The organism is Nocardia rhamnosiphila NBRC 108938, assembly GCF_000720425.1.
Classification (GTDB): Bacteria; Actinomycetota; Actinomycetes; order Mycobacteriales; family Mycobacteriaceae; genus Nocardia; species Nocardia rhamnosiphila.
In genome coordinates this window covers 231,537-256,741 of record NZ_JOAJ01000002.1, presented here as the reverse complement: position 1 = coordinate 256,741, position 25,205 = coordinate 231,537, and the positions used below count along the sequence as shown (strand labels likewise).

The following is a 25,205-nucleotide window of genomic DNA, read 5'->3' as shown; positions in this document are numbered from 1 at the left end:
GCCGGACCTAGTCGAACGGTGACCCGTCGGCCGCGCAGTGGGTGTCCTCGGGCGGGAGGTCGCCGGTGAACAGATACTCCCGCTTGACCTGTTCGGTACAGGTGCTGGGCACATACATACTGCTGTGGCCCACCCCCTCGGTGACCACGACCCCGGCGCGGGCCAGTTCTCCGGCGCCGTCGTAGGCGCCGGCCAGCGGTGTGGCCGGGTCGAACCTGTTGTTGAGCACCAGGATCGGCGCGGCGGTGTGCCGGTTCCACGGTCCGGTGTACCGGTCGGCGGCGTGACCGTGCCAGAACGCGCAGGTGATACTGCTGAACACCGCGACCCGGCCGAAGTACGGTACCCGCTGGTCCTCCGATATCGCGGCGCGACTGTAGATGCCGGTATCGGTCGGCACGGTGCTGTCGGTGCACTGGATCGCGTGGTAGGCCTCGGTGCGGTTGCCCATGGACGCGGCACCGGCCGGCAGCAGGCCCGGGAGGGCGGTGCCCGCGTCGAACAATCGCTGCAGCAGCGTGGCGAGGTCGGGGAACGTGGACGGCTGCGACAGGCCGGCGGCCGCGTTGACGATCGTCGAATACGTCCACGCGCGGCCGTCCAGCTCGATGGGAGCGAGCCGGGCCCGCTCGATGAGTGCGATCCACTTCGGTTTCGGATCGCCCGCGGAGAACGCGCAGCGCGGACCCGCCTCCGAACACTGGCGCAGGAATGCGTCGAAGGTGGCGGAGATGGCGTCGGCCACGTTCTGCCGGGTGTCCAGTGGCACCTTGGTGCCCTGCCCGTCGTGGCCGTTGATATTGCCCTCGAAGTCCAGCGATCCGTCGAACACCATGGCCCGGACCCGGCCGGGGAACATATTCGCGTACACGGCGCCGACCTGGGTGCCGTAGGAGATGCCGTGATAGGTGAGCAGCGGGTCGCCGACCGCGCGGCGCAACAGATCGAGGTCGCGTGCGGTGTCGGCGGTCGACGCGTGGTTCAGGATCGGCCCCGCCTGCTGCGCGCAGCGCTCGGCGAACCGGGCGGACCAGTCGTAGAACGGCGGCTCCTCGGCCGGGGCGGCCGGCATCGCCGGCATGGCGGCGAGGAAGGCCGTCTGTTCGTCCTCCGTCGGAAAGCACCGCACCGGGGCGCTCCGCGACACCGCACGGCTATCCCACGAGACCACGTCGAATCGGGCCCGTAGGTCCTCGGAGAAAAGCCACGGCCACCGGCCTCGTTCACGCAGCCGGTCGACCCCGGACGCGCCGGGACCGCCGAAGTGCACGAACAGGGTGCCGATGCGCCGGCCCGGATCGGTGGCGGGCAGTTTGATGACCGCCAAGTCGATCCGGTCGTCCCGCGGCCGGTTGTAGTCCAGCGGCACCTGGGCAGTCGCGCACTGGAACCCGTCCTGGCAGTCGGACCAGTGCAGCGACGGGGTGTCCGCCGATTCGGCGGCGCGGTCGAGATAGGGGTCGATACCGTCCTCGGCCACAGCCGGCGCCGGCGCACCGAGAACTCCGGCGCCGACCGCGAGCGCCAGTACGGCGCGCCGGACCCGGTGCACTGTGTCGGCTCCGAAACGCAGATCCAATCCAGGGCCCTTCTCGGTACGGCGTCACGAACCGAACGATCCTGTCACACCGGCGAATTCCGCGCCGGACGGTGTCCTGTAGCGGGCGGGGGTGTCGGTGCGCGAGTCGACGACCGGCAGGACGTCGCGGGCCCGCTAGCCCGCTGCGTCACCATGATCGCCGGACCGGTCGGCGTCGTCGCGCCGTCCGGCGATCCCGTGGAGCAGCAGATCCTCCAGCGACGCGGCGAAACCGTCCAGATCATCGATATCGCGGATACACATGGCGAACAGGGCCGCGCCCGCGATGGTGTCCAGCAGGGTGTTCGCATCCGCCGTGGGTCCGGCGGCGGTACGGCCCGCTGCCAGATAGTCCGACAGTTCCTGCCGGGTGGGCGTATCCAGCCGGGCCGAGAGTTTGTCGTACAGGCTCGGATCCGCACGCATATCGGACATGAGCCCGGGCATGGCCGCGCGGGCTTCGGCCGAGCCGAACAACTGGATCGTCCCGCGGATCACCTTGCGCACCTCGGTGACCAGATCGGGGGCGTCCTCTGCCATGCCGACATCCGGGAACACGGCCTTGGCGATCAGGTGCGCCTTGGACGGCCAGCGCCGGTAGATCGCCGGCCGGCTGACGCCCGCCCGGGTGGCGATCGCGTCGATGGAGGTCGCGGTGTAACCCCGCTCGACCAACAGATCGCGGGCGGCCTCGAGTACCGCCCGGTCCACGGCGGGGTCGCGGTGCGGGCCCAGACGATGGCGTGCGGTCACAGAATCGGTCCTTGTTCACGGGAGCGGGAGTCGTTACAGTCTGTCACAACAAAGTCGTTACACGGTGTAACCACTGTGTACTGGGAGGAGCAGGCGTGTCCGCTGACCCCGCCACCGCCACTGTCGATCGGGCCTATCGGCCGGTACCCCTGCTACAGGACAGAGTCGTCGTGATCTCCGGCGTCGGCCCCGGTCTGGGCACCGCGCTCGCCGTGGAGGCCGCCGCCATGGGCGCCCACCTCGTCCTGGTGAGCCGAACCGAACGCAAGCTCGAGCGGCTGGCCGAGAAGATCCGGGCGGACGGTACGACGGTGCTGCCGGTTCCGGCCGATATCACCGACGAGGAACAGCGGGCCGGTCTGGCCGAGCGGGTACAGGCCGAATTCGGCCGGGTCGACTGCCTGATCAACAATGCCTTCGCCATACCGCCCATGGACCCGATCACCGGGATCGATCTCGCCGCGCTGCGCGTCGCCAACGAGACGAACGTCTTGGCGCCGTTGCGTCTGTCGGCGCTGTTCGCGGACGCGCTCGCGGCCACCCGCGGCTCGATCATCATGCTCAACTCGTGCGTGTCCTACAGTTCGCAACCCGAGTACTCCGGGTACAAACTGTCGAAAGGCGCACTGGCGCATCTCGCCTCGTCGCTCGCGACGGAACTGGGTCCGCGCGGTATCAGGGTCAACAGCGTCGCACCCTCGTACGTGTACGAGGACATCAACAAGGCGTACTTCGACTGGCTGGCCACTCGGGCAGGCGTGACCCACGACGATATCTACCGCGAGAAGGCCGCGCCCACGGACCTGTTGCGCCTCGCCGGACCGGAAGAAGTCGCCCGCGCGGCACTCTTCCTCGCCAGCGATCTGGCCAGCGCGGTCACCGGGCAGATGCTGACCGTGGACTGCGGCGAATTCCATCGTTGACCAGGTGAGGAGCCACCGTGACCGAGGACAAGAAGCGGATCGTGCTGTGGGGGACCGGCACCGTCGGATCGATGGTGCTGGCCGAGATCCTGCGCCACCCGCGATTCGAGCTGGCCGGGGTCGGCGTGAGCAACCCGGCGAAGGTCGGACTCGACGCCGGCGACCTGTGCGGCGCCCCGGAAACCGGGACCGTGGCGACGGATTCGATCGACGAATTGATCGCCCTGCGACCCGACGCGGTGGTGCACTACGGCCCCACCGCCCAGTTCGCCGACGAGAACATCCGGGTGATCGAAGCATTCCTGCGCGCCGGTATAGATGTGTGTTCCACCGCCATGACGCCCTGGGTCTGGCCGGCGCTGGACAAGACACCCCGCGCCTGGCGTGACCCGATCACCGAGGCCTGCCTGGCGGGCGGGGCCTCCTGTTTCACCACGGGTATCGATCCGGGGTTCGCCAACGACCTGTTCCCGATGACCCTGATGGGCCTGTGCGGTGAGGTGCAGTCGGTGCGGGCCTCGGAGTTGCTGGACTACACCGATTACGAGGGCGACTACGAATTCGAGATGGGTATCGGCAGACCGCCGGAATTCACCGCTCTGCTCGAACATCCCGATCTGCTGATCATGGCGTGGGGCCCGACCGTGCCGATGATCGCCGACGCCGCGGGGATACAGCTGGACAGCATCACCACGACATGGGACAAATGGGTCACCCCCGTGGACCGCCCGTCGGCGAAGGGCACCGTCCGGGCGGGCACGGTCGCGGCCATCCGGTTCACCGTCAACGGTATTCACCGTGGCCGCGAGGTGATCACCCTCGAACACGTCAACCGGATCGGTCACGATGCCGCGCCGGACTGGCCGTCGGGCACCCGCGACGACGTCTATCGCGTGGATATCGTCGGTAGCCCGTCGATTTCACAGGAGACGTCGTTCCGTTTCACCGACGGTTCGGGCCGCACCCCGGCGATCGCGGGCTGCCTGGCCACCGGTATGCGCGCCCTCAACGCCGTCCCGGCCGTCAACGAACTGCCGCCCGGCTGGGTCACGCCCCTCGATCTACCGCTGATCGCGGGGGCGGGCACGATCCGCTGAGCCGGACGGGTTCGCCGACCGGGCCCGGAATACGCGGCCGTCCGTGCCGTGCGGTCCGCACAGCGGCTGTACGAGATCACCGCCTCCCGCCGGACTGCTCAGGTGAGTAGTCCGGCGACGGCCGCCGGGGCCTCACGCATCGCATCGTGGCCGGTCGGGAGGTCGTGCACCTGCCAGTCCGGATCGGCTCGGAGCCGGGTGCGGAGTCCGGTGAAGGGTGTGCGGTCTTCCCATCCGGAGCAGTAGACGAACTCGCGCCGGCGTATCTGGTCGACGGCGCCGGTGAGCCGGACCTTCTGCACGAACGAGGCGAGGGGATGGGGTCGGCGGCGCGGATCGCCCCCGGCCGGCGGAAGCACGGCGTAGCCGGTGCCCGCCGCGCCGGCGAGGAACGTGTGCCGGTAGCGCTCGGTGGTCGACGACCAGCACGACTCGCCGTCGCGCGGCACGTACGCGTCGAGGTACACGAGTCGGTCGACCCGGCCCCGGGCACGGTCGGCGGCGGCGGAGATCACCATCCCGCCGTAACTGTGCCCGACCAGCGTCACGCCGGTGATATGGGCGCGATCGAGGAGGCGCACCACGTCGGCGGCGTGGGTATCGAGGTTGGCGGTCGCCACCGTCGCCTCGTCGTCGTCCGGCCGTAAACCGGTCAGGGTCAGCGCATGAACGGTGTGACCGGCACGCTCGAGCAGCGGGACCACCGCGTCGAACGACCATGAGCCGTGCCATCCGCCGGGCACGAGGACGTACGTCGCCATGGGCTTCTCCCTTTCTCGGGCCGCGGAATCGGGGTGCGTCCCCGACGACGTGTGGTTCGGCGGGGCGCTGTGCGCGGCTCACAACCACTCCAGATCATCACGCCGGCGTGTGTCCGGCTACCGATAAACTGCCGCATGATGCCCGTTCACCGCCAACCTCGGAGAACCACCACCGTCACGTCGGACGTATGGCCGTCCGGCGGACGGCACCGCTGGCCGTCCGGTGGAGTGAGCGCGGTGCAGTCACACGCACAGGGGCATCTGGTGTACGCGGCCACCGGCGTCCTGGCCGTGCATACCGACCGCGGGACGTCGATCGTCCCCGCCGACCGGATCGCCTGGACCCCCGCCGGTTACGCGCACCGGCACCGCGCCCACGGCGACACCGATATGCGGATCGTCTTCCTCGCGCCGGCCCTGGCCCGGCGTATACCCGACCGGCCCGCCGTCTTCCTGGCCTCCGGTCTCGCGCGTGAGGTCCTGCTCGCCCTGACCGCGCCGCCCGGCGCCGACAGTGCGGCGCCGGTCTACCGCCGCGCCGCCCGTTCCCGGCTCCTTCGCGTCCTGGTGGACGAACTCCGGGAAACACGGGAGCAGCCGCTGTATCTGCCGGAGCCACAGGATGACCGGTTGCAGTCCCTCGCGCGGATGCTCGCCGAGAATCCGGCGGACAACACCTCGCTGGCCGAACTCGGGAAGACGGTCGGAGCCGGCTCCCGCACCCTGAGCCGGCTGCTACGCACCGAACTCGGTATGACCTTCTACGAATGGCGCACCCAGCTGCGCATCTACCACGCGCTCGTGCTCCTCGCCGACGGTCACGACACCACCCGGACCGCCTACGCCTGCGGATGGTCCAATCCGAGCAGTTTCATCGCCGCCTTCACCGACATCATCGGCACCACCCCTGGCCGCTACCGGGCCGGCCGCCGCGGTGCCGATCGCGAATCCTGACTCCGGGCCGGCCGTGGTGCGCGCGTCCCACTGTTTCGCGCTCGCGCCGGCGGCAGGGCGCGGCCCGGAGGCGTCATGACCGGCGACAACCGGCCCGCGGTCAGGGGTGCCGCTGGTTCAGGAACCCGGTGACCACGCTGTAGTAGTCGTCCGGGCGTTCCTCCTGCAGATGGTGCGAGGCCCGGTCCATCACATAGAGATGACCGTGCGGAATCATCCGCGCCAGCATCAGCGGGTAATCCGGGGTGAGGAACGCGTCGTGCATACCCCAGGCGAACAGCACGGGCGCCTGGATCGACCCGAGCTCCGCCGTCAGGTCCTGCCATTCGCCGCGCGGATTGTCCGAACGCGCCGCCAGCGCGATCTCCTCGGGGTCCAGACTCTGCCGATAGCGCATATCGAGCGTTTCCTCGGGCAGCTCGGCGCCGTCGAACCATTCGAGCCGGGTGATGAGTTCACGCATCTTCTCCCGGGTGGGGCCCGTACCGCCGTAGTAGATATCGCGGGCGTTGCGTCCGCGGCGCCCGCCTTCGGGGAGGGGCGCGAGGGGCCCGTAGAACACCGGCATACTGCCGGTGATCACCAGGGAGCGCACCCGCTCGGGGTATTTGGCGGCGAGGTTCAGCGCGATCGTCCCGCCCCAGGAGTTGCAGACGAAATCCGCCCGGGGGATCGCCAGCTCGTCCAGCAGGGCCACCGTTTTCGCGGCGTGGAAATCCCACATCGGGCCGGTGATGGTGCATTTGTCCGAGCGTCCGTACTGCAACAGGTCGACCAGGATCGCGCGGCGGTCGCGGGCGAACAGCGGGGCCACCGGGCCGAAGTCCGACCAAGCGGTGCAGCCGGGGCCGCCACCGTGCAGGAAGAGGGTCGGGGAACCCGTACCCAGATCGTGGTAGTGGAACGTGACGCCGGACGCCGTGGCGTACGAGCTGTTCGGTGGAGGTGCCATACGCCCACCTGACCCGAAACCCGCGCAGCGGCAAAGTACCGCGGTCCGCTGGCCGGTCCCGGCCTGTTGCCGGGTGGTGCGGGGGCTCCTAGCGTCGGCCCATGACAGACGAACTGGAGACCGTTCACGCCCGGGCCACGGCTCTGCTCGGCACGGTGGAACGCCGGGAGCTCGGCCGGGTGCGCGCCGCGGAGACCATCGCCTTCGCGCGCGCCTGCGCGGAGGACGACCCGCGATACCTCGAGACCGATCACCCGGCGTTCGCGGTGCACCCGCTCTATCTGCCCAGCCTGTTGCGGGGGCCGTGGGGCGCGCGGGACGAGGAATACCGCGCCGACGGTATGTTCGCCGACGAAGTACCGGGCACGGCCGGTCTGGACGTGCGTCTCATGGCGGGCGGGCAGAACATCGACTTCCACCGGCCGCCGCCGCTCGGGGAAGAGATCGAGGTGCACCGGACGGTGGACCGGGTCGAGTGGAAGGGCCGGGCGGACGGCCGTTTCGTATTGATCACGGTGCGGAAGAGCTACCGCGCGGCCGCGGCCGGACCGCTGGCCTCGGTCACCGAAAAGTTCATCGTCCGATGACCGGGTCATCTGTGGTGCGTGTGGGCGACACCGTCGCACGGGTCGAACTGCGCACCGACCCGGTGCGCATCCAGCGTTTCGGCGCCGCCACCCACAACGCGCACCGTATCCACTACGACACTCCGGCCGCCCGTGCGGAAGGGCTCGACGGCACCGTGGTCATGGCCCAACTGCACGGCACTCTGTTCTTTCGCGCGGCCGCCCGTTTCGCGGGCGATCCCGCGGCGGTGCGGTCGGTGGAATGGCGGAACCGGGCGCCCGCCGCGGTGGGTACCACGCTCACCGTCACCGGTGTGGTCGGCGACGTCACCGGCGACACGGTGATCCTGCACCTCGAAGAACACGACGAGACAGGGACCCTCTGCGCGGCGGGACGCGCCATGCTCCGGCTCGGGTCGGATCCGGTCTGCTGAGCGAACCCGATCCATTGGGTCGCGGCGTCCTCCGGCCCAAGATCGGTGCACCGGACGATCTCGCTTCGAGAGGAACGCATATGACTGGTGTGGAGGCACCGGAGACCCGGCCCACGCTCCCGGAGCGGGCGCGGGCGGCCGGCCGGCAGGATTGGACCGCCTGGCCGTACTACGACAAGGCGGGCAGCGGCTACCGCGGCTACTGGTACCCGGTGACGTGGTCGAACCACATCACCGGAACACCGCGCAGCTATACGATCTGCGGCGAAAAGCTCGCGCTGATCCGCGACGCGGGGACCGCCTATGCCCTGCACGACCGGTGTCCCCACCGGGGTGTACCCCTGTCGGAGGGCGATCAGCAGTTCCCGGGCACCGTCAGCTGCCCGTACCACGGCTGGACCTTCCGGCTGACCGACGGCAAACTCGCCGCCGTCATCACCGACGGACCCGATTCGAAGGTGTGCGGCAAGCTGTCGGTGCAGACCTACCCGGTGGCCGAACGGCTGGGGCTGGTGTGGGTGTACATCCCGATCGGCAACGAGCCGGCGCCGCCGATCGACGACCAACTGCCCCGCGAACTGGTGGAGAACGAGGGCATCGTGGGCGGCCGGATCCAGCCGCGCCGCGGGAACTGGCGCTTCGCGTGCGAGAACGGTTTCGATGAGGGGCACGCGAAGTACCTGCACCGCACGTCGCTGTGGCGGTTGTTCAAACCCATGCCCACCTGGAACATCACCCGGATCGTGCCCGAGGGCCGCTGGATCTTCCGAGTCCAGGACGAGGTGCACTGGGAGGCCGATTTCCCCGGCGTCGGAAAATGGAGCAACAAACGCTGGTGGAAGAAGAACCCCGACGAGACCCGTATCTCCCAGATCGGCAATGTAGGAGCCGGGCTGAAGACGAACCCGGTGATCGAGGCGCAGAAATTCCCGGGCTTCGCGTCGCTGTCCATGCCCGGTGTGCTGCGCATCGCGTACCCGAACTTCATCCACTACGAGTTCTACGTACCGGTGGACGACGACCGGCACAACTATGTGGGGCTGATGGTCAACTTCGTCACCGGTGTCCACAAGCTGGGTTTCTACGCGAAATATCTGGGTGCGATCCGCTGGCTGTTCCACGGCCAGTTCTCCGGCCAGGACGAATGGATGGTGAGCGTCACCGACGCGCCGCCGGAGAAGCTCTACCGGCCCGATATCTCGCTCACCGCGTGGCGCAACCTCGCCGAAGAGGAATACGCCGGCCGCATCGCCGAGGCCGCGACCCACGAGCCGGCGAAACCGGTGCGGCCGGTCCGGGAACGTCGTGCGCGGGCCGCGGAGAAACCCGCATCGACCACGTCGAACGGTGCCTCGGGTACCGGGACCGCCGGCTCCGCCGGGGCGGAATAGCGAAGGAGGACATCATGGGCAAGATCTGTGGCGGTGTGCTGGCCGGGGTACTGCTGGCCGTCGGCGCGCCGATCGGCTGGCGTTATCTGGCCGCGCGGAACAACACCCAGATCCACTCGGTCACCCCGAGATGACGGCCGACCCCCTGGGCGGGCTCGACGGGCAGCGCCGCGAATGGGTCGAAAAAGCCTGGGCGGCGGTGGATTACGGCCGGTTGCGCGAATTGACCGCGGGTCTGGTGGATATCGCCAGCCCGACCGGTGACGAGGCGCCGCTGGCCCGGCACATCACCGAGGTGCTCGCCGGCGCCGGTATCGAAGCCCACACGATGGACCTCGACGACCGGCAGGCGAACTCGTGGGCCCGGGTGCCCGGCGCCGGCACCGGTCCCGACCTCATGCTCTACGCCCCGATAGATACCGTGACCAGTGGAAACGATTCGGAGGACCTACCGTGGGCCGGCGCCGGCCTGCGCCCGGATATGCGGCCGCACGCGGTGGTGGACGGCGACTACGTGGCCGGTCTCGGTGCATCGAACCCCAAGGGGCACGCCGCCTGCGTGATGGCGGCGGTCGAGGCCGTCCATACGGCCGGGATACCGCTGACCGGCGATCTGATCGCCGCCTTCGGGGCGGGCGGCATGCCGACCGATGCCCGCCCGGGTGTGGGCAATCCGCGGCACAACACCGGCCAGGGGGTGGGTTGCTCATTCCTCCTGGAACAGGGGGTGTGGGCGGATTTCGCACTCATCGCCAAACCCGGATGGACCGTCTCCTGGGAGGAGGTGGGCCTGACCTGGTTCGAGATCATCGTGCACGGCACCCATACCTATGTGGGATCGCGGCACCGGCTGCCCTATCGGAATCCGGTGGCGGTGGCCGGGGCGGTGGCGCTGCGCCTGGAGGAGTGGTTTCCCGAATACTCGCGGGCGCACCGGGACGGGCTGGTGTTCCCGCAGGGAATGGTCGCGAATATCCACGGCGGCTGGCAGCGCACAGCCTCGTTCACCCCGGAACAGGTACGCATGATGGTGGATCTGCGGATCGGCCCGCGCACCACCCCGACCGCCGCCAAACGGGAATTGCTCGCCGCGGTGCGCGAGATCGCGGCCGACCTCGACGTACGTATCGACGTGGCGCAGATCCTGGCGATACCCGGTGAATCGTCGGATCCCGGGATGTGGTTGTGCCGCAGCGCGGTCGCGGCCTGGGAGGCGGTGGAGGGGCAACCGCACCGCGATCTCCGCGACGCCAGTGGCGCGACCGACGCGAACATTCTGCGTGGCAGAGGAATTCCGACCGTGCGGGTGGGGATGCCGAAGGTCGCCGACGCTCCGTTCGAGGTGGATTTCGCCAGGGGAATGAACACGGTGGACCTGCGGGCCGCGGAGCGGTTCACCCGGTATCTCGTGCGGGTCGCGGTGGATACCGCGACCCGCACACTCGAGGAAGTAGGAATCGACTGATGGCGAAGATCGTGCTGGGGGTGGGCGCGTCGCACAGCACCCTGATGAACACCCACTGGGAGCAGACGACCCACAAGGCGGAGGCGGAGCGTTTCCGCGACGCCCTGTACACCGCGCGCGACCGGATCGCCGCCGCGCGCCCGGATGTGGTGATCCTGCTCGGCTCCAACCATTTTCGCGGATTCTGGCTGGATCTGATCCCGCCCTTCACCCTCGGTGTCGGCGAATGCCACGCCAGCGGGGAGTCGGGCACTCCCGCGGGCCCGCAACATGTCGATATCGGCTTCGCGCGGAATCTGGCCGATGCGCTGATCGAAGGCGGCCGGTTCGATCCGGCGTTCTCGGCGCGCTTGCAGATCGACCACGGGCAGTCGCACGCCATCCAGTACCTGCTCGCCGGTCTCGAGGTGCCCGTTGTGCCGCTGGTGGTGAATGTTTTCGCGCCGCCGCTGCCGACCTTCGCCCGCTGCGCGGAACTCGCGGCGGCATTGCGCGAGGCCGTCGCCGCGTACCCGGACGATCGGCGGGTGGTGGTGATCGCCTCCGGTGGTCTCTCGCATCGGCTGCCCTGGCCGGATTGGCGTGATCCGCACGGCGACGACGAGGACTTCATGGTGCGGGCCTGGCTCGACGGCCGGGAGAACTGGGCGGACTACGACGTTCGCCGGCGCCAGATCATCCGGGCCGCCGAGGCCGCGATCTCCCCGGAGTTCGACAACCGGGTCCTCGAATTGTTCACCCTCGGCAAAGCCGCCGAACTGGCCGGATACACCACCGGCGAACTCGAGGACGCGGCGGGCAACGGGGCTCAGGAGCTGCGCACCTGGCTGATGATGGCCGCGATGCTCGAGTACATCCCGGGGGAACGGCTGGCCTACGAAGTGGTCCCGGAATGGCTCACCGGTATGGGAGTCACCGTACTGGATCCGGCGCGGCAAGCCGCCGTCCGCTGATCATCGCGCAGCGCTGTCTCCGCTCTCGCGACATCCGATTTCACGAAAAGGATTGACTATGACGATCTGGCACGAACTGACCGGCGTGGATTTCGCTCTGAAAACCGTCGACGCCGCCGGTATCCCGACCCGGGCGCTCCAGGCCGGTAACGGTGCGGAGGCGGTGGTATTCCTGCACGGCACCAGCGGTCACCTCGAGGCCTTCGCCCGCAATATCGCCGCGCACGCGGACCGATACGAATGCCATGCCATCGATATGCTCGGCCACGGCTACACCGGCAAACCCGACTATCCGTACGAGATCCCCCGCTATGTCACCCATCTGCTCGACTACCTCGACGCCGCCGGCCTGGAGAAGGTACATCTGGTCGGCGAATCCCTGGGTGGCTGGGTCGCGGCGTATCTGGCCGGTGACCACCCCGAGCGGGTGCTCTCGCTGCAACTGCTCGCCGCGGGCGGTACGGTGGCCAACCCGGAGGTCATGGAGCGCATCCGCACCTCGACCATCAAGGCCGTGGAGACCGACGATATCGAGCTCACCCGGGCCCGCCTGCGCCTGCTGATGCACGATGCCGCCGACGCCACCGAAGAGCTGGTGCAGGTCCGGCACCGGATCTACCATCAGCCCGATTTCGTGGCCAATATCCACAACCTGCTGTCCCTGCAGGACATGGAGACCCGGCAGCGCAACCTGCTCCGGCCGGATCGGCTGGCACGGATCTCCGCGCCCACCCTGGTGGTGTGGGGTCAGCAGAATCCGTTCGGCGATGTCCCCGAGGCGGAGAAACTGGCCGCCGATATTCCGGGTGCCCGGTTGCAGCTCTACCCCGCGTGCGGGCACTGGCCGCAGCACGAACACGCCGCCGAGTACAACCCGCTCAGTCTCGAATTCCTGGCCGAGGCCTCGGCACGGGCGAAGTCGGCCGCCTGATCGCTCGCCTTTCGCAGGAGACGCCGGAAGCCGGCCGCACACTGTGCGGCCGGCTTCCGGCGTCTCGGGATACGGCTCGGTGGGTACCGCGCCCGCCGTTCCGCACCCACCGGGCTGGGTCCGGCACCGTTGCGGCCGCAGGGCAACCGCCCGGCAAAGTCTGGGAAACATGCTGGTCACACCCGTGAAATAGATCCGTGGTGGGCCGCCGATACCGGCGGGCCTGCGGGTTACCGTGACGCCGAGGTCCCGGTCCGTACGGCGGACCGCGTTCGTTCGTGTGCTCCCGGGTAGCGGATAGGTTCCCTGTCCATGGCACCGTGAATGCGGTCCAGATCACAGAGCGAGGTACAGATATGGCGTGGCGATCCAGACCGGGCAAGGTGGTCCTGGCGGTACTCGCGGTGGCACTCGCGGTCGCGCTCGGGGCCTGCACCAGACCGGCGACCCGGGATACAGCGACGAACGGGAGCGGGCCGATCCGGGTCGCGGTGGGCATCGACGCCTCGTTCGCGGCGTTCTTCCTCGCGGACCAGGAGGGCATGTTCCGGGATGCGGGACTGGACGTCGAACTGGTCCAGTTCGGCCGGGGCGGGGAAGCCGTCGACGCCCTGGCCAGTGGCCAGGTCCAGCTGGCGGGTAGTTCCGACACCACCACGATCTCCCAGCTCCGGCAGAATCCGTCGCTGCGGGCGATGTTCGCCTACGAGGCCTCCGGCGACTACATCAAGGTGGTGCTGCGTACCGGCATCACCGGTCCCGCCGATATCCGGAAGGTCGGCGTGGTACCCGGGCTGGGCCAGATCTCGACCGACAAGTACCTGCGGGCCCACGGGGTGCCCGCCGGCGCCGTCGAGATGATCTCGGCCACGCCCAGCGATATGCCGGCGCTGCTCGCGCGCGGCGATATCGACGGCTATGTGCTGTGGGAGCCGTGGCCGAGCACCGCGGTGGCGCAGGGCACCGGGCATGTGGTCGCGGTCACCGGCGATTACGACTGGTTCTATCACCACTGGGCGATCTCGACGCAACCCTGGCTGACCGCCAACCCGGACCAGGCACAGCAGTTCGCGCAGGTGCTCGCGGCGGCCAGCGCGCGGGTGGAACAGGATCCCGCGCTCGCCGCGGCGGCCACCAAGGCGGCGGTCAATGTCGACGAGGAACAGACCGTCGCCGCGGTCGGCGAAATCGATTTCGGGGTCACGAATCTCGGTGCGGACGATATCGCGTCGGCGCAGACGATCGTCGATTTCTACCAGGACATCGGCGTCCTCTCGGAGCAGCCCGACCTGCGGTCGGCCATGCTGCTCGATTGGTACAAGGAGGAGAAGAAATGACCGTGACCACCGCTGCCGCCGCGGCCGCCACCGGTGCCCCGGACAAGGGTGTACCGGTGCAGATCCGGGATCTGGACATCAACTTCGGGTCCGCCGAGATCGTCGCCGGAATCGACCTCGCGGTGCGGCCCGGTGAATTCGTCTGCCTGCTCGGACCGAGCGGGTGCGGGAAATCGACACTGCTGTCGGCCATGGCCGGGTTCGTCCGGCCCACCGCGGGCGGTATCGTCTGCGACGGCGACGAAGTGGCGGGGAGCAATCCGCACGCCGGGATGGTCTTCCAGAGTTCCGAAGCGCTGTTCGAATGGATGACCGTCGCGCAGAACGTCGCCTACGGCCCCCGGATGCACGGTGCGAAGAAGGCCGAGCAGGCGCGGATCGCCGCCGAATATCTGGGGATGGTCGGTCTCCCACATGCGGGCGCGAAATTCCCCGCCCAGCTCTCCGGTGGTATGCGCCAGCGGGTGCAGATCGCGCGCGTACTGGCCAATCAGCCCTCGCTCGTCCTGATGGACGAGCCGTTCGGCGCGCTGGACGCGCAGACCCGCCAGGTGCTGCAGACCGAACTGGACAAGATCTGGCGGCACACCGGATGCACGGTCGTGTTCGTCACCCACGATATCGACGAGGCCCTGACCCTGGCCGACCGCGTGGTGGTGATGACGGCGGGGCCGCGGGCGCGCATCAAGAGCGTCTACGACGTGGCCGCGCCCCGTCCGCGGGATCGGGCGAACCCCGAGGTCATCGAACTGTACGAGCGGCTGCGCGACGATATCCGCGCCGAAGTGGTGGCGTCGCTGCGCAATCAGGGTCTGGAAGAGGATCTCGGCGACGTCCGGGATATCGAGGAGGAGAAGGCATGACCGCGGTGGCGGAGATCCGGGCGCCGCGCGGCGCCCGCACGGTACCGGCGCGGCGCGCCGGCACCCGCAACGGCAGCGGCATCCTGCGCACCGGCGCGCTGTGGATCGCCTCGGCGCTCATCGGACTCGCCGTCTGGTCGTTCCTGGCCTGGTGGTACGGCCCGACCACGATCGCCTCCCCGGCCGAAGTGTGGAAGGCCGCCGGGGAACTGGCCGACAGCGGTGTGCTGTGGACCTCGGTCGTGGCCTCCGGGCAGCGCATCCTGCTCGGCTGGAGCCTGGGCGTCGTGGTCGGCGCCCCGATCGGCATCCTGATGGGCCGGTTCAACCTGATCCGGCAGTTGCTCGACCCCTATATCGAATTCTTCCGGTTCATTCCGCCCATCGCGTTCGTGACGCTGGCGGTGGTGTGGTTCGGGATCGGCGAGACCTCCAAGGTGGTGCTGATCTTCTACACCTCGGTGTTCATCGTCACCGTGAGCACGATCGCCGCCACCGTCTCCATCAGCGAGAACAAACTGCAGGCGGCGACCAATCTCGGTGCCGGACGGTTGCAGATCATGCAGACCGTGGTCCTGCCGTCGTCGGTGCCGGGGATCGTCACCGGCGCCCGGCTGGCCATGGGCAACAGCTTCCTGACCATCGTGTCCGCCGAGATCGTGGCCTCCGAACACGGCCTCGGCTCGATGATCTGGCAGGCCCGCAACTACGGGCGGATCGACTGGACGTTCGTGGGCATCATCGTGCTCGGCATCATGGGTTTCGTTTTCGACCGAGTACTGCGCCTGGTCTCGACCAGGTTCCTCGGACGCTACGGCGTCAAGTAACCGGCGGTAGCCGGAGGCCGGTGCGTACCGTCCGGTTGCCGGTGGCACCGGAACCGGTCGGCCGCGTCCGGCCCGGGTTCGACGAGGGCACCCGGGCCGGCCGGACACCGACCACGCACGGCGGGTTCTTCGGTAGCCGTACCGAGGGCCCGCCGTTCGTCGTGCCCGAGGGCGCCCCGCCCGCCCCGTGAACCGGGTCTGTTCACCGGACCGGATTCATTTCTCCGGTGTCGCAACGCTCTTAGCGTGCACGGTATGAACGAATCGCCCCACGCGTCGACCGGCACCGCCCGCGAGGTCGACATTCTCGTCGTCGGCGCCGGACCGGCCGGACTGTTCGCCGCATATTACGCGGGTTTCCGCGGACTGCGGGTCGCGGTGATGGACGCGCTGTCCGAACCCGGCGGGCAGGTGAGCGCGATGTACCCGGAGAAGGCCATCCTCGATATCGCGGGGTTCCCGGCGGTGAAAGGCCGGGAACTGATCGACCGGCTGCTGGCCCAGGCCGCGCCGTACGACCCGGTATATCTGCTGGGGGAGCAGGCACAGACCGTGGACCACGCGGCCGACGGCCGGGTAGTGGTCGGGACGAGTACCGGGCGCACCGTCATCGCCGGCGCGGTCGTCGTCACCGGCGGTATCGGGACCTTCACACCGCGCCCGCTCACCCAGGGGCTGGATTTCCTGGATCGCGGCCTCAGCTACTTCGTCCCCGACCTGTCCGCGCATAGCGGCCGTGATGTCGTCATCGTCGGCGGCGGCGACAGCGCCTTCGACTGGGCGGTCCACCTCGAACCGATCGCGGCCTCGGTGACCCTGGTGCACCGGCGCGACCGATTCCGCGCCCACAGCGCCACGGTCGCCCGCGTCCGGGACAGCAGCGTGCGCATGCTGGTGAACGCCGACGTGACCGACGTCCGGGGCAACGGCTGGATCTCCGAGGTCGATATCCACCACCGGGTCGATAAGACGACCACGACGGTGCCGGCCCAGTCCGTTATCGCCGCGCTCGGCTTCACCGCCGACCTCGGGCCCATGACCGGCTGGGGCATGCGCATCGAGTCCCGGCACATCGTCGTCGACACCCGCATGCGGACCACCGTCCCGCGCGTGTACGCGGCCGGAGACATCACCGAGTATCCGGGCAAGGTCCGGCTGATCGCGGTGGGTTTCGGCGAGGCGGCCACCGCCGTCAACAACGCCGCCGCGGCACTCGATCCCGACGCCGACATCTTTCCCGGCCACTCCACCGAACAGGAGAACTGATATGCCATTCGTCATCGGTGAAGCGTGCATCGACACCATGGACCGCTCCTGCATGGAGGAGTGCCCGGTCGACTGCATCTACGAGGGCGGCCGCAAGCTCTACATCAATCCCGCCGAATGTATCGACTGCGGGGCCTGTGAACTGGCCTGCCCGGTCGAGGCGATCACCGTGGACCGCAAGGCCGATCCGGAATTCAAACAGGACGCACTGCGGTTCTTCACCGAAGTCCTGCCCGGTCGCGACGAGCCGGTCGGCAATCCCGGGGGCGCCGCGAAGATCGAAGCCATCGGCGTGGACACCACCATGATCGCGGAGTACTGATGGGCCTCCGGTTCGGGTACGCCGATACCGCGTTCGGTCAGCTGCACTACGCCGAACAGGGCACCGGGCCCGCACTGTTGCTGCTGCACCAGACACCGCGCTCCTGGGACGAGTTCCGCGAACTGCTGCCCTTGCTCGCCCCCGATCATCGGGTGATCGCGATGGATATGGTCGGGTTCGGGGCGAGCGCCGCACTGCCGGCGCCGCAGACCATCGAGGCGTTCGCCGCGGGCGCCCGGGCGTTGCTGGACGCCTTGGAGATCCCGGTGGCGGCGGTCCTGGGGCATCACACCGGTGCCGCCGTGGCATTGGAGATGGCCGTCGCCTACCGCGAGCGGGTGGCGGCGTTGATCCTGTCGTCCTGTCCGTGGGCGGATGCGGACTATCGTCGCGCGCACGCCGACGGACCGGCGGTGGATCGAGCCGAGCGGACCCCGGACGGCGGACATCTGCGGGCACTGTGGGAACAGCGCCGCCCCTACTATCCACAGCCCGGAACCGACCTGCTGGACCGGTTCCTGCGCGATGCGCTCGCCTTCGGCGTGGACCCGGCCGAAGGTCACCGGGCGTGTGCCCGCTACCGCATGGAGGACCGGATCGCCACCGTGCGGGCGCCGGTGCTGCTGCTGGGCGCCGGGGCCGACCCCTTCTCCATCCGGAACCTGCCCATCCTGCGCGCCCGGCTCACCGGCGCCGCCGTGGTGGACGAGGTGATCTTCACGGACGGCACAGTGGCGCTGATCGAACGCGAGGCGGTCCCGGTCGCCGCCGCGGTGCGCCGCTTTCTCCGCGAGAATGCGACGATGAACCGGGTCCGCTGAGCGGACCCGGTGTGATGCAGGTCGCTGGTGTGTTGCGCTAGCGTCACGAGTCCGGCGAGTTTCGCCGTCCGGGCCCTCGACGGAGGGTGCCGGGAAGGCGCCAGGAGGTCAGCATGACGGCAGCCGCACACCGACCGGCGGAGCTCGGTCCGGATCTTTCCCTCGAACCGGCGGCCGCCCAGGGCACCGAGATGTCGTCGGTGCTCAGCAAGGCGCGGATGATCCTGGACGCCTTCGACAACGAGCACCGCGATCTCGCGCTCACCGAATTGGCGCGGCGCAGCGGTGTCGCGAAGGCCTCCGTGCACCGGCTGGCCGGTGAGCTGGTCGAATGGGGGTTGCTGGAGCGGTCCGGCACCAAATACCGGCTCGGCCTGCGCCTCTTCGAACTCGGTCAGCTGGTGCCCCGGCAGCGGATCCTGCGCGACGCGGCCCTGCCCTATATGGAGGATCTGCTGATCGCGACGCAGGAGACCGTGCATTTCGCGGTGCGCGACGGGATCGACGTGCTCTACATCGAGAAGATCGTCGGCCACCGCGGTCTGCAACAGCAGTCACGGGTCGCGGGACGGTTGCCGCTGTACTGCACCGCCACCGGCAAGATGATCCTGGCGTTCTCCCCGCAATCGGTGTTCGCGGAGGTGGTCGAACAGGGTTTCACCGCGCTCACCTCGCGCACCACCATGTCGGTGTCGGTGCTGCGGCAGCAACTCGAGCGGATGCGCCGGGAACAGATCGCGGTGGAGGTGGAGGAGACCAGGCTCGGCTATATGAGCGTCGCGGTGCCCGTGTTCACCGGTCCCCAGACGATCGCCGGCGCGCTGTCGGTCACCGGGCCCACCGCCCGGCTCAATGTCAGCCGGGTGACCGGCGCGCTGCGTACCGCGGGGGTGGGCATCAGCCGGGCACTGCAGGCGATGCGATGTCACCACAGCTCACCGGACAGCGCGGCGATGTGCACGCCGGCGCTGTGCTCGCTCAACGGATGCGGTAGGTGAATCCGGCGCCGACAACGCAAGGCACCCGACCGATGCGCACGCCGGTCAGGAAGCGTTCGATTCGGCCGTCCAGGTGTTCACGCCGACTCCGCGGGCGCGCAGTTCGGCCTTGCGGACCTTGCCGGTCTCGGTGAGCGGCAGTTCGGTCACCACGTCGATATAGCGCGGGAGGGCGAAACCGGCCAGCTCTGCCGCCGCGAACCGGCGCAGCGCCGCCGGGTCGACCGATTCGCCCGGCCGGGGGACCACGGCAGCCATGACCTCGTCCTCGGCCAGCTCCGACGGCACCGGGAACACGGCGACCTGAGCGACCGCCGGATGCCGCGCCAGCACCTGCTCGACCTGCACCGACGAGATGTTCTCCCCGCGCCGGCGGATAACATCCTTGATGCGATCGACGAAGCGGAACCAGCCGTCGGGTTCGCGGACCACCCGGTCGCCGGTCCGCCGCCACGCATCCGGCTCGGGGACGGGCTCCCCGAGATAGCCGAGAGCGAAGGCGCCGTAACGCTCGGTACGCACCATGAGTTCGCCGGGGTCACCGTCGGCCACCGGGGCGCCCGCCTCGTCGACGACCGCCGCGTCGTAGCCCGGCATGATCGTGCCCAGATAGCCGGCCCGGCGCGCGCCGGGCAGACTACCGAGTACGAGATTGGTCTCGGTGCTGCCGAATCCGTCGACGAGCTCGACACCGAACCGCTCCCGGAACGGTGCGCACAGGTGGGCCGGGGTGGCGGGGGCCAGCGCGCGGGTGGCCCGGTGCGCGCGATCGAGTTCCGCCGGTGGCCGTCCGGCGAGCATGGCGACCATGGCGCCGAGCAGATAGATCACCGTCGCTTCGGCGTCGGCCACGCGCCGCCAGTGTTCGCGTACCGAGAAGTGCTCGCCGAGGACGAAGGTGGCTCCCGCCACGAAGGCCTGGAAGACGGCGTTGATCGCATTGGTGTGGAACAGGGGCAGACCGTTGTAGAGCACATCGTCGGGGCCGAGATCCAGCGAGGCGCCGACACCGTGGCCCCACCACAGGAATTGTGCGTGCGGACAGCGGACGCCTTTGGGCAGGCCGGTGGTCCCGGAGGTGAACAGCACCGCCGCCGGGTCGAGCGCCGACACCGCGGCGGCCGGGCGGGGCCGGCCATGCGGGCCGGGCGCCGGACCGGTGCCGATCACCCAGGTGACCCCGTCGTATCCGGCCTCGGCGACCCGGCCGGCGAATTCGGCCTCGAGCAGCAGATACCGGGCACCGGAAGAGGTCAGCACATGGGCCAGGGAGTCACCGCGCAGCGCGGTGTTCAGTGGTACGGCCACCGCACCCAGCCAGGCGCAACCCAGCAGCAGATCGACGAGTTCGATGCGGTTGCGTGACAGTGCGGCCACCGGATCCCCGGCCCGGACACCCTGCTGTGCCAGCGCCCCCGCCACGGCCGCGACGCGGTCCGCGAGCTCCCGATAGGTCAGCGCGGTCGAACCCGCCCGCAGCGCGAGGTGATCGCCGCGGCGATCCGCCCGGTCGCGCAGCAGCGCGGGAATGGTCGGGTCCACCGGCAACGAACCGGGCGCGGAAACTGTCACGGCACACACTCAGGGAGTAACCACCGCGCGCCCGGCGACCTTCCCCTCCCGCATGGCCCGCAACGCACCGGCGATCTCGTCGAGTGGGAAGGGCTGGACGGCCAGCCGGACTTCGCCGGCCACCAGCATGCTGATCAGCTTCGGCGCCAGCTCCGCCTGCCGGGCGGTTTTGCGGATCATATTGACCGGAAGCAGCGCCACATCGGCCAGCAACCAGTTCGGGAGGTCGATCGCGAGTTCGGTACCCAGCGTGTAGCCGATGAGGGCGGCCCGGCCGCCGGGCACGATACGCCGCAGCAGCACGGGCAGCAGATCGCCGCCGAGGGTATCGACGAGCACATCGGCCACGGGCTCGGTGCCCAGCGCCGCCGCGACCTGCGCGCCCCGCCCGACCACCGCACGCACCCCGGGCGGCAGCAACGCGGCCTGGTCCGCCCGCGGCACCACCCCGATCACCTCGGCCGCCCCCGCCGCCAGCGCGAACTGCGCCGCCATCGAACCGACCGCGCCCGAGGCACCGGAAATGATCACGCGCTCGCCCGCGGCGACCCGGGCGATATCGTGCACCGCGACGTACCCGGTGGTGCTCGGCAGGAGGAAGGTGGCCGCGACCGTCGGGTCGAGCGCGGGGTCGAACGGGGTGAAGACCTTGTCGGCCGCGGCCAGATACTCGGCCCAGCAGCCGTCCTTGAACAACCCGACACCGCCGCCGCGGACCAGTACCCGGGTTCCCGGCGCGAAGGTGTCCGATTCGACCACGGTGCCCGCCCCGTCGGTGCCGCCGATATGCGGCAGGTCCGGGCGGACATCGAAAGTGCCGCTCGCGATGGTCAGGTCGAGGTGGCCGAGTGCGGCGGCGTCGATCCGGACCAGGGTTTGCCCGGGTTTCCGTTTCGGTACGTCGATGTCGTCGACGACCGGGTCTGCGCCGAAGTCGTGGAGCCGGGCGGCACGCATGATCTCTCCTCTGGTTCGTGTGCTGTGGGTATCGATGAGCGGTCAGGTCAGGACGTCGCGGGCGCGCAGCCGCTCGATGGTGCCGGACGAGTACCCCGCGATATCGCGCAGCACGGTGTCGGTATCGGCGCCCAGCAGCGGCGCGGCGCGGCGCACCGCCGCCGGTCCGCCCACCCGGATGGGTGAACCTTCGTGCAGGACGGGACCGGCTTTCGGATGTACTCCGCGCACGTAGTACTCCCGGTCGCGCAGCTGCGGATCGTCCTCCACCAGATCGCGCCCGGTCCGCACCGGCCCCGCCGGCACCCCCGCGCGCTGCAATCGTTCGGCGACCACTTCCACCGGCAGCACCGCGGTCCACGCGGTGATCGCCGCGTCGATGGCGCCCGCTGCCGCCCGGCGCGCGGCGGCGGTACCGAACCGGGGGTCTCCCGCCCACTCCGGGCGTTCGATCACCGCGCACAGCCGCCGCCAGTCGGCGTCGTCGCGCGCCGCGATCGCGCACCAGCGGTCGGGCCCCAGGCAGCGGTACACACCGTGCGGTGCCATGGCGGGGTGGGTATTGCCGATCGGTACGCAGGGGCGCCCGGACGCGGTCGACCGCAGCACGCTGGTGCCCATATGCGACGCCATCGCCTCGAGCTGGGACAGGTCGATGTGCTGGCCGCGGCCGGTGCGGTCGCGGTATTCGAGGGCGGCCAGGACCGCGGTCGCCGCCTGCAACCCGGCGACGATATCGCCGTGACCGTAGATCACGCCGACCACCTCGTCGGCATTCCACCCGGTCAACGCGGTCAAACCGGTGGCCGCCGAGACGATGTCGGCGTAGGACACCCATCCGCTGCGCGGACCGGTGTGCCCGGTACCGGACATGGAGACGTAGACGATATCGGGCCGCAGCGCACGCAGCCGGTCGTAGCCGAAACCCATGCGCGTCAGCACGGTGGAGCTGAAGTTCTCCACCACCACATCGCTGTGTGTCAGCAGGTCGGCGAGCACCTCGAGGCCCGCGGGGGAGCGGGTGTCCAGGGTGATGCTGCGCTTGTTGCGGTTGACATCGTTGAAATAGCCGCTGGTGTCCGGATCGTCGTGGCCGCTCCGGGACAGGTGCATGAACGGTGCGAAGCGGGTCGGGTCCGGCCGGCCCAGCGATTCCACCTTGATCACCTCGGCACCGTGATCGGCCAGGATGCGGGTGCAGTAGGGCCCGGCCAGTACCCAGGTGAGATCGAGGACCCGCAGACCGGCCAGCGGCAGCTGCCCGGCCGCGGTATCGGATGCGGTCGCCCTGGTACCGGAAGCGGTGACACCGGCCGTCGGCGCCGTGGGGACGAGGCTCTGGTGTTCGCCGGGCCGCGCCACCGCGAGTTCGCGCATCCGGGCGCCCTCCGGGAAGGCGAAACCGAAGCCGAGGTCCCGGGACACCGCGCCGTCCTCGACCACGTCGAGGAAGAAGTCGCGATCGTTGAGCTGGGGGTTGAGCAGGAGCTCATCCGGCCGATCGACCGCCGACCAGGGCAGTTTCCGGCTCTGTGCGGCCACCGCGAATTCCTGCTTGGGCCATTTCGCCAGGAACCGCTGGACCACCTGGAAAATGTGCTCCTGATGGAGTTTGCGTTCCACCGGGTCGGCCCAGCGGGGGTCGGTCAGATCGTCGGCGGCGTTCTCCTGCACCAGCCACTCGAGCAGGGCGTCCCACATCCGCGGACTACCGCCGAGCCCGCCGCCCACATAACCGTCGGCAGCCTGGAAGAGGCCGTGCGGGACCAGCGGATGGACCCGGCCCGGGCGTGTCGGTACCCGGTCCTCGTGCAGATAGGCCAGCGTGCCGGCCTCGAGACTCGCGGCGACACACTCCTGGGCGGAGATATCGACGACCGGAACCGGGCCGTGGCGCCGGGCCCGCAACCCGAGCAGCGCGCCTACTGCCGCGTTCACGCCGGCGAGCTGTTCGGCCTGGTTCTCCGGCAGCGCGAGCGGTGGGCCGTCGGGATCACCCACCTGGGCGAGCATGCCACCCAGTGCGGCGACGGTGAGGTCGGTGGCCGCCCACGCCGCGCGGGGGCCGTCCAGACCGAACGGGGTCACCCGGACGTGCACGAGTGGGCCGGGTTCCGGGGCGATGGGTTCGGCTCCGGGTGGGCTGCCGTCGAGCAGGACATCCGCGGTCGCCACCAGGCGAGCCAGCGCCCCGCGGCCGGTCTCGGTGTCCACGTCCAGCACCACCGACTTCTTCCCGGCGTGCCAGTGCGCGAACGAACGGCCGTCCGCGTCGGCCCGGGCCGGATCCCCGCCGACCGGTTCGACCAGGATCACCTCATAACCGAGCCCGACGAGAACCCGGCCCGCGAAGCGGGTGAAAGGGGTGGACAACTCCACGACCCGGACGGCGGACTCGACCATGATTGCTCCGTTCTTCGGCGATCTCGTAGTGCGTGGCCGGTGCACCCGGTGCGCGAGCACATACCGGGTGAACCGGGTGGCGGTATCAGGCGGGCGCGCCCAGGACGTGCTCGTTCAGCCAGCCCCGGCGCAATACCAGGCCGGTATCCACGGAGCCGCCGATCTTTCCCTGCGCCCGGAAGAACGTGACCAGGTCCTCGGCCCGGGCGATGTCCTCGTCGGTGAAGTCGCGCGCGCCGAAATCGATCTGGTCCACGGTGCGCCGGGCCTCCGCCGGATCCAGCTGGATCGCCGCGGATACCGCCCGGGCGGCGCGGTCGGGATCGGCGTCGACGATGGCCGCGGCATCGGCCAGCACATCGAACACCTCGGCCGCGACCTTCTCGTTGGCCGCCAGCCACCCGTCGGACGCCACCAGCCACTGCGTGTACTTGGCGCCGAAATCGCCGCTGGTGGCCACCACCCGGCCGCCGCCTTCGACCGCCTGCCCGACCCAGGGGTCGAACGAGACGAACGCGTCGATATCGCCGCGGCCCAGCAGCGCGGGCTGTTCGGGCGGGCCTGTGGTGACGTGTTCGACGGTGGCCGGATCCAATCCGAGGCTCATCAGATAGAGATCGGTGAAGTACAGGCCGATCCCGGGAAACACGCCGACCTTGCGGATGGACTTCGGGTCGATTCCCTCGCGTACCACCACCTGGAAGTACCGCGTCGACTCCTCGTACACCCCGAGGGCGCGCAGACTCGGGTTGGCGGCCATCACGGTCAGCGCGGTGGAGTCGGCGTTACCGGACATCTCGGAGGTTCCCGCGACCACGTTCTGGGCGGAGGCCGCGCCGCCCTCGGTCTGCACGATCCGGACATCGAGACCGGCCGCTTCGAACATGCCCTCCTGCTCGGCGAGGAAGAACGGCGCGTAGGACGGATCCACGCCGACCGAGATACGGATCGCCCCGGAGTCGCCGGCCTGCTGGGTCGCGGGCCTGGTGCAGGCCGTTCCCGCCAGGGCGACCGTGGCGAGCGCGGTAACGGCGACGATCCCGCGCCGCCAGTTCCGTAATTTCATCATGACTCCTTCGG

Annotated in this window: 25 protein-coding genes; 17 read left to right on the top strand and 8 right to left on the bottom strand. The window is 69.5% G+C overall.

The window, feature by feature from the left end:
• Positions 1-7: 7 nt before the first annotated feature.
• A complete protein-coding gene (locus IG75_RS0110005) occupies positions 8-1,579 on the bottom strand; it encodes an alpha/beta fold hydrolase (protein WP_051714453.1) in 1,572 nt (523 codons plus the stop codon).
• Between the two features lie 135 nt (positions 1,580-1,714).
• The gene (locus IG75_RS0110000; RefSeq protein WP_051714452.1) at positions 1,715-2,332 is read right to left on the bottom strand and encodes a TetR/AcrR family transcriptional regulator; all 618 of its coding nucleotides are present in this window, start codon (positions 2,330-2,332) and stop codon (positions 1,715-1,717) included.
• Between the two features lie 95 nt (positions 2,333-2,427).
• Here IG75_RS0110000 and IG75_RS0109995 point away from each other — a divergent pair, with 95 nt between their 5' ends.
• On the top strand, positions 2,428-3,255 hold the full coding sequence (locus IG75_RS0109995) for an SDR family oxidoreductase (protein ID WP_210436798.1): 828 nt from the start codon (positions 2,428-2,430) through the stop codon (positions 3,253-3,255).
• A 71-nt stretch (positions 3,256-3,326) separates the two neighbouring features.
• Complete coding sequence (locus tag IG75_RS0109990; RefSeq protein ID WP_051714511.1) at positions 3,327-4,352, top strand: NAD(P)H-dependent amine dehydrogenase family protein; 1,026 nt, start codon at positions 3,327-3,329, stop codon at positions 4,350-4,352.
• A 98-nt stretch (positions 4,353-4,450) separates the two neighbouring features.
• Here IG75_RS0109990 and IG75_RS0109985 read toward each other — a convergent pair whose 3' ends face one another.
• Positions 4,451-5,113, bottom strand: a complete 663-nt coding sequence (locus IG75_RS0109985) for an alpha/beta fold hydrolase (protein WP_030520915.1) — start codon at positions 5,111-5,113, stop codon at positions 4,451-4,453.
• Positions 5,114-5,248: 135 nt separating this feature from the next.
• Here IG75_RS0109985 and IG75_RS0109980 point away from each other — a divergent pair, with 135 nt between their 5' ends.
• Positions 5,249-6,067, top strand: coding sequence for an AraC family transcriptional regulator (locus IG75_RS0109980; protein WP_345703658.1), 819 nt, complete (start codon positions 5,249-5,251; stop codon positions 6,065-6,067).
• Between the two features lie 100 nt (positions 6,068-6,167).
• Here IG75_RS0109980 and IG75_RS0109975 read toward each other — a convergent pair whose 3' ends face one another.
• Positions 6,168-7,019 (bottom strand): alpha/beta fold hydrolase, encoded by an 852-nt coding sequence (locus tag IG75_RS0109975; protein WP_030520913.1) that lies wholly within the window; start codon positions 7,017-7,019, stop codon positions 6,168-6,170.
• 101 nt (positions 7,020-7,120) lie between these two features.
• On the opposite strand from IG75_RS0109975, the gene IG75_RS0109970 reads away from it, so the two are divergent.
• The 14 genes from IG75_RS0109970 (at position 7,121) to IG75_RS0109900 (ending at position 19,193) form a co-directional block, all read left to right on the top strand.
• Entirely contained in the window at positions 7,121-7,606 is a 486-nt protein-coding gene (locus tag IG75_RS0109970; protein ID WP_030520912.1) for a MaoC family dehydratase N-terminal domain-containing protein, read from the top strand.
• On the top strand, positions 7,603-8,019 hold the full coding sequence (locus IG75_RS0109965; protein WP_030520911.1) for a hotdog family protein: 417 nt from the start codon (positions 7,603-7,605) through the stop codon (positions 8,017-8,019). The genes IG75_RS0109970 and IG75_RS0109965 overlap by 4 nt, the downstream gene beginning before the upstream one ends.
• 80 nt (positions 8,020-8,099) lie before the next feature.
• Positions 8,100-9,410 carry an aromatic ring-hydroxylating oxygenase subunit alpha gene (locus IG75_RS0109960; RefSeq protein ID WP_030520910.1) on the top strand — a complete coding sequence of 437 codons (1,311 nt, stop codon included), beginning with the start codon at positions 8,100-8,102 and terminating at the stop codon, positions 9,408-9,410.
• Between the two features lie 130 nt (positions 9,411-9,540).
• The gene (locus tag IG75_RS0109950) at positions 9,541-10,875 is read left to right on the top strand and encodes a M20 family metallopeptidase (protein WP_030520909.1); all 1,335 of its coding nucleotides are present in this window, start codon (positions 9,541-9,543) and stop codon (positions 10,873-10,875) included.
• Positions 10,875-11,828, top strand: coding sequence for a DODA-type extradiol aromatic ring-opening family dioxygenase (locus IG75_RS0109945; RefSeq protein ID WP_030520908.1), 954 nt, complete (start codon positions 10,875-10,877; stop codon positions 11,826-11,828). The genes IG75_RS0109950 and IG75_RS0109945 overlap by 1 nt, the downstream gene beginning before the upstream one ends.
• Before the next feature lie 58 nt (positions 11,829-11,886).
• Positions 11,887-12,759 carry an alpha/beta fold hydrolase gene (locus IG75_RS0109940; RefSeq protein ID WP_030520907.1) on the top strand — a complete coding sequence of 291 codons (873 nt, stop codon included), beginning with the start codon at positions 11,887-11,889 and terminating at the stop codon, positions 12,757-12,759.
• Between the two features lie 356 nt (positions 12,760-13,115).
• Positions 13,116-14,096: an ABC transporter substrate-binding protein gene (locus tag IG75_RS0109935; protein ID WP_030520906.1), complete on the top strand. Its 981-nt coding sequence runs from the start codon at positions 13,116-13,118 to the stop codon at positions 14,094-14,096.
• Positions 14,093-14,959 (top strand): ABC transporter ATP-binding protein, encoded by an 867-nt coding sequence (locus IG75_RS0109930; protein ID WP_030520905.1) that lies wholly within the window; start codon positions 14,093-14,095, stop codon positions 14,957-14,959. Before IG75_RS0109935 ends, IG75_RS0109930 begins: the two co-directional genes overlap by 4 nt.
• The gene (locus IG75_RS0109925) at positions 14,956-15,786 is read left to right on the top strand and encodes an ABC transporter permease (protein WP_030520904.1); all 831 of its coding nucleotides are present in this window, start codon (positions 14,956-14,958) and stop codon (positions 15,784-15,786) included. Before IG75_RS0109930 ends, IG75_RS0109925 begins: the two co-directional genes overlap by 4 nt.
• A 41-nt stretch (positions 15,787-15,827) precedes the next feature.
• Complete coding sequence (locus IG75_RS39030; RefSeq protein ID WP_156060981.1) at positions 15,828-15,977, top strand: hypothetical protein; 150 nt, start codon at positions 15,828-15,830, stop codon at positions 15,975-15,977.
• A 64-nt stretch (positions 15,978-16,041) separates the two neighbouring features.
• A complete protein-coding gene (locus tag IG75_RS0109915; RefSeq protein WP_030520903.1) occupies positions 16,042-17,052 on the top strand; it encodes an NAD(P)/FAD-dependent oxidoreductase in 1,011 nt (336 codons plus the stop codon).
• Between the two features lies 1 nt (position 17,053).
• Positions 17,054-17,374, top strand: coding sequence for a 4Fe-4S dicluster domain-containing protein (locus tag IG75_RS0109910; RefSeq protein WP_030520902.1), 321 nt, complete (start codon positions 17,054-17,056; stop codon positions 17,372-17,374).
• A complete protein-coding gene (locus IG75_RS0109905; protein ID WP_030520901.1) occupies positions 17,374-18,195 on the top strand; it encodes an alpha/beta fold hydrolase in 822 nt (273 codons plus the stop codon). Before IG75_RS0109910 ends, IG75_RS0109905 begins: the two co-directional genes overlap by 1 nt.
• A 113-nt stretch (positions 18,196-18,308) precedes the next feature.
• Complete coding sequence (locus IG75_RS0109900) at positions 18,309-19,193, top strand: IclR family transcriptional regulator (RefSeq protein ID WP_030520900.1); 885 nt, start codon at positions 18,309-18,311, stop codon at positions 19,191-19,193.
• Positions 19,194-19,238: 45 nt separating this feature from the next.
• On the opposite strand, the gene IG75_RS0109895 is transcribed toward IG75_RS0109900, so the two are convergent.
• The 4 genes from IG75_RS0109895 to IG75_RS0109880 form a co-directional block, all read right to left on the bottom strand.
• Complete coding sequence (locus tag IG75_RS0109895) at positions 19,239-20,765, bottom strand: AMP-binding protein (protein ID WP_051714510.1); 1,527 nt, start codon at positions 20,763-20,765, stop codon at positions 19,239-19,241.
• 9 nt (positions 20,766-20,774) lie between these two features.
• Positions 20,775-21,722 (bottom strand): quinone oxidoreductase family protein, encoded by a 948-nt coding sequence (locus IG75_RS0109890; RefSeq protein WP_030520898.1) that lies wholly within the window; start codon positions 21,720-21,722, stop codon positions 20,775-20,777.
• Positions 21,723-21,764: 42 nt separating this feature from the next.
• Positions 21,765-24,125, bottom strand: coding sequence for a CaiB/BaiF CoA-transferase family protein (locus tag IG75_RS0109885; protein ID WP_030520897.1), 2,361 nt, complete (start codon positions 24,123-24,125; stop codon positions 21,765-21,767).
• 85 nt (positions 24,126-24,210) lie between these two features.
• On the bottom strand, positions 24,211-25,191 hold the full coding sequence (locus tag IG75_RS0109880; RefSeq protein ID WP_030520896.1) for an ABC transporter substrate-binding protein: 981 nt from the start codon (positions 25,189-25,191) through the stop codon (positions 24,211-24,213).
• Positions 25,192-25,205: the final 14 nt, after the last annotated feature.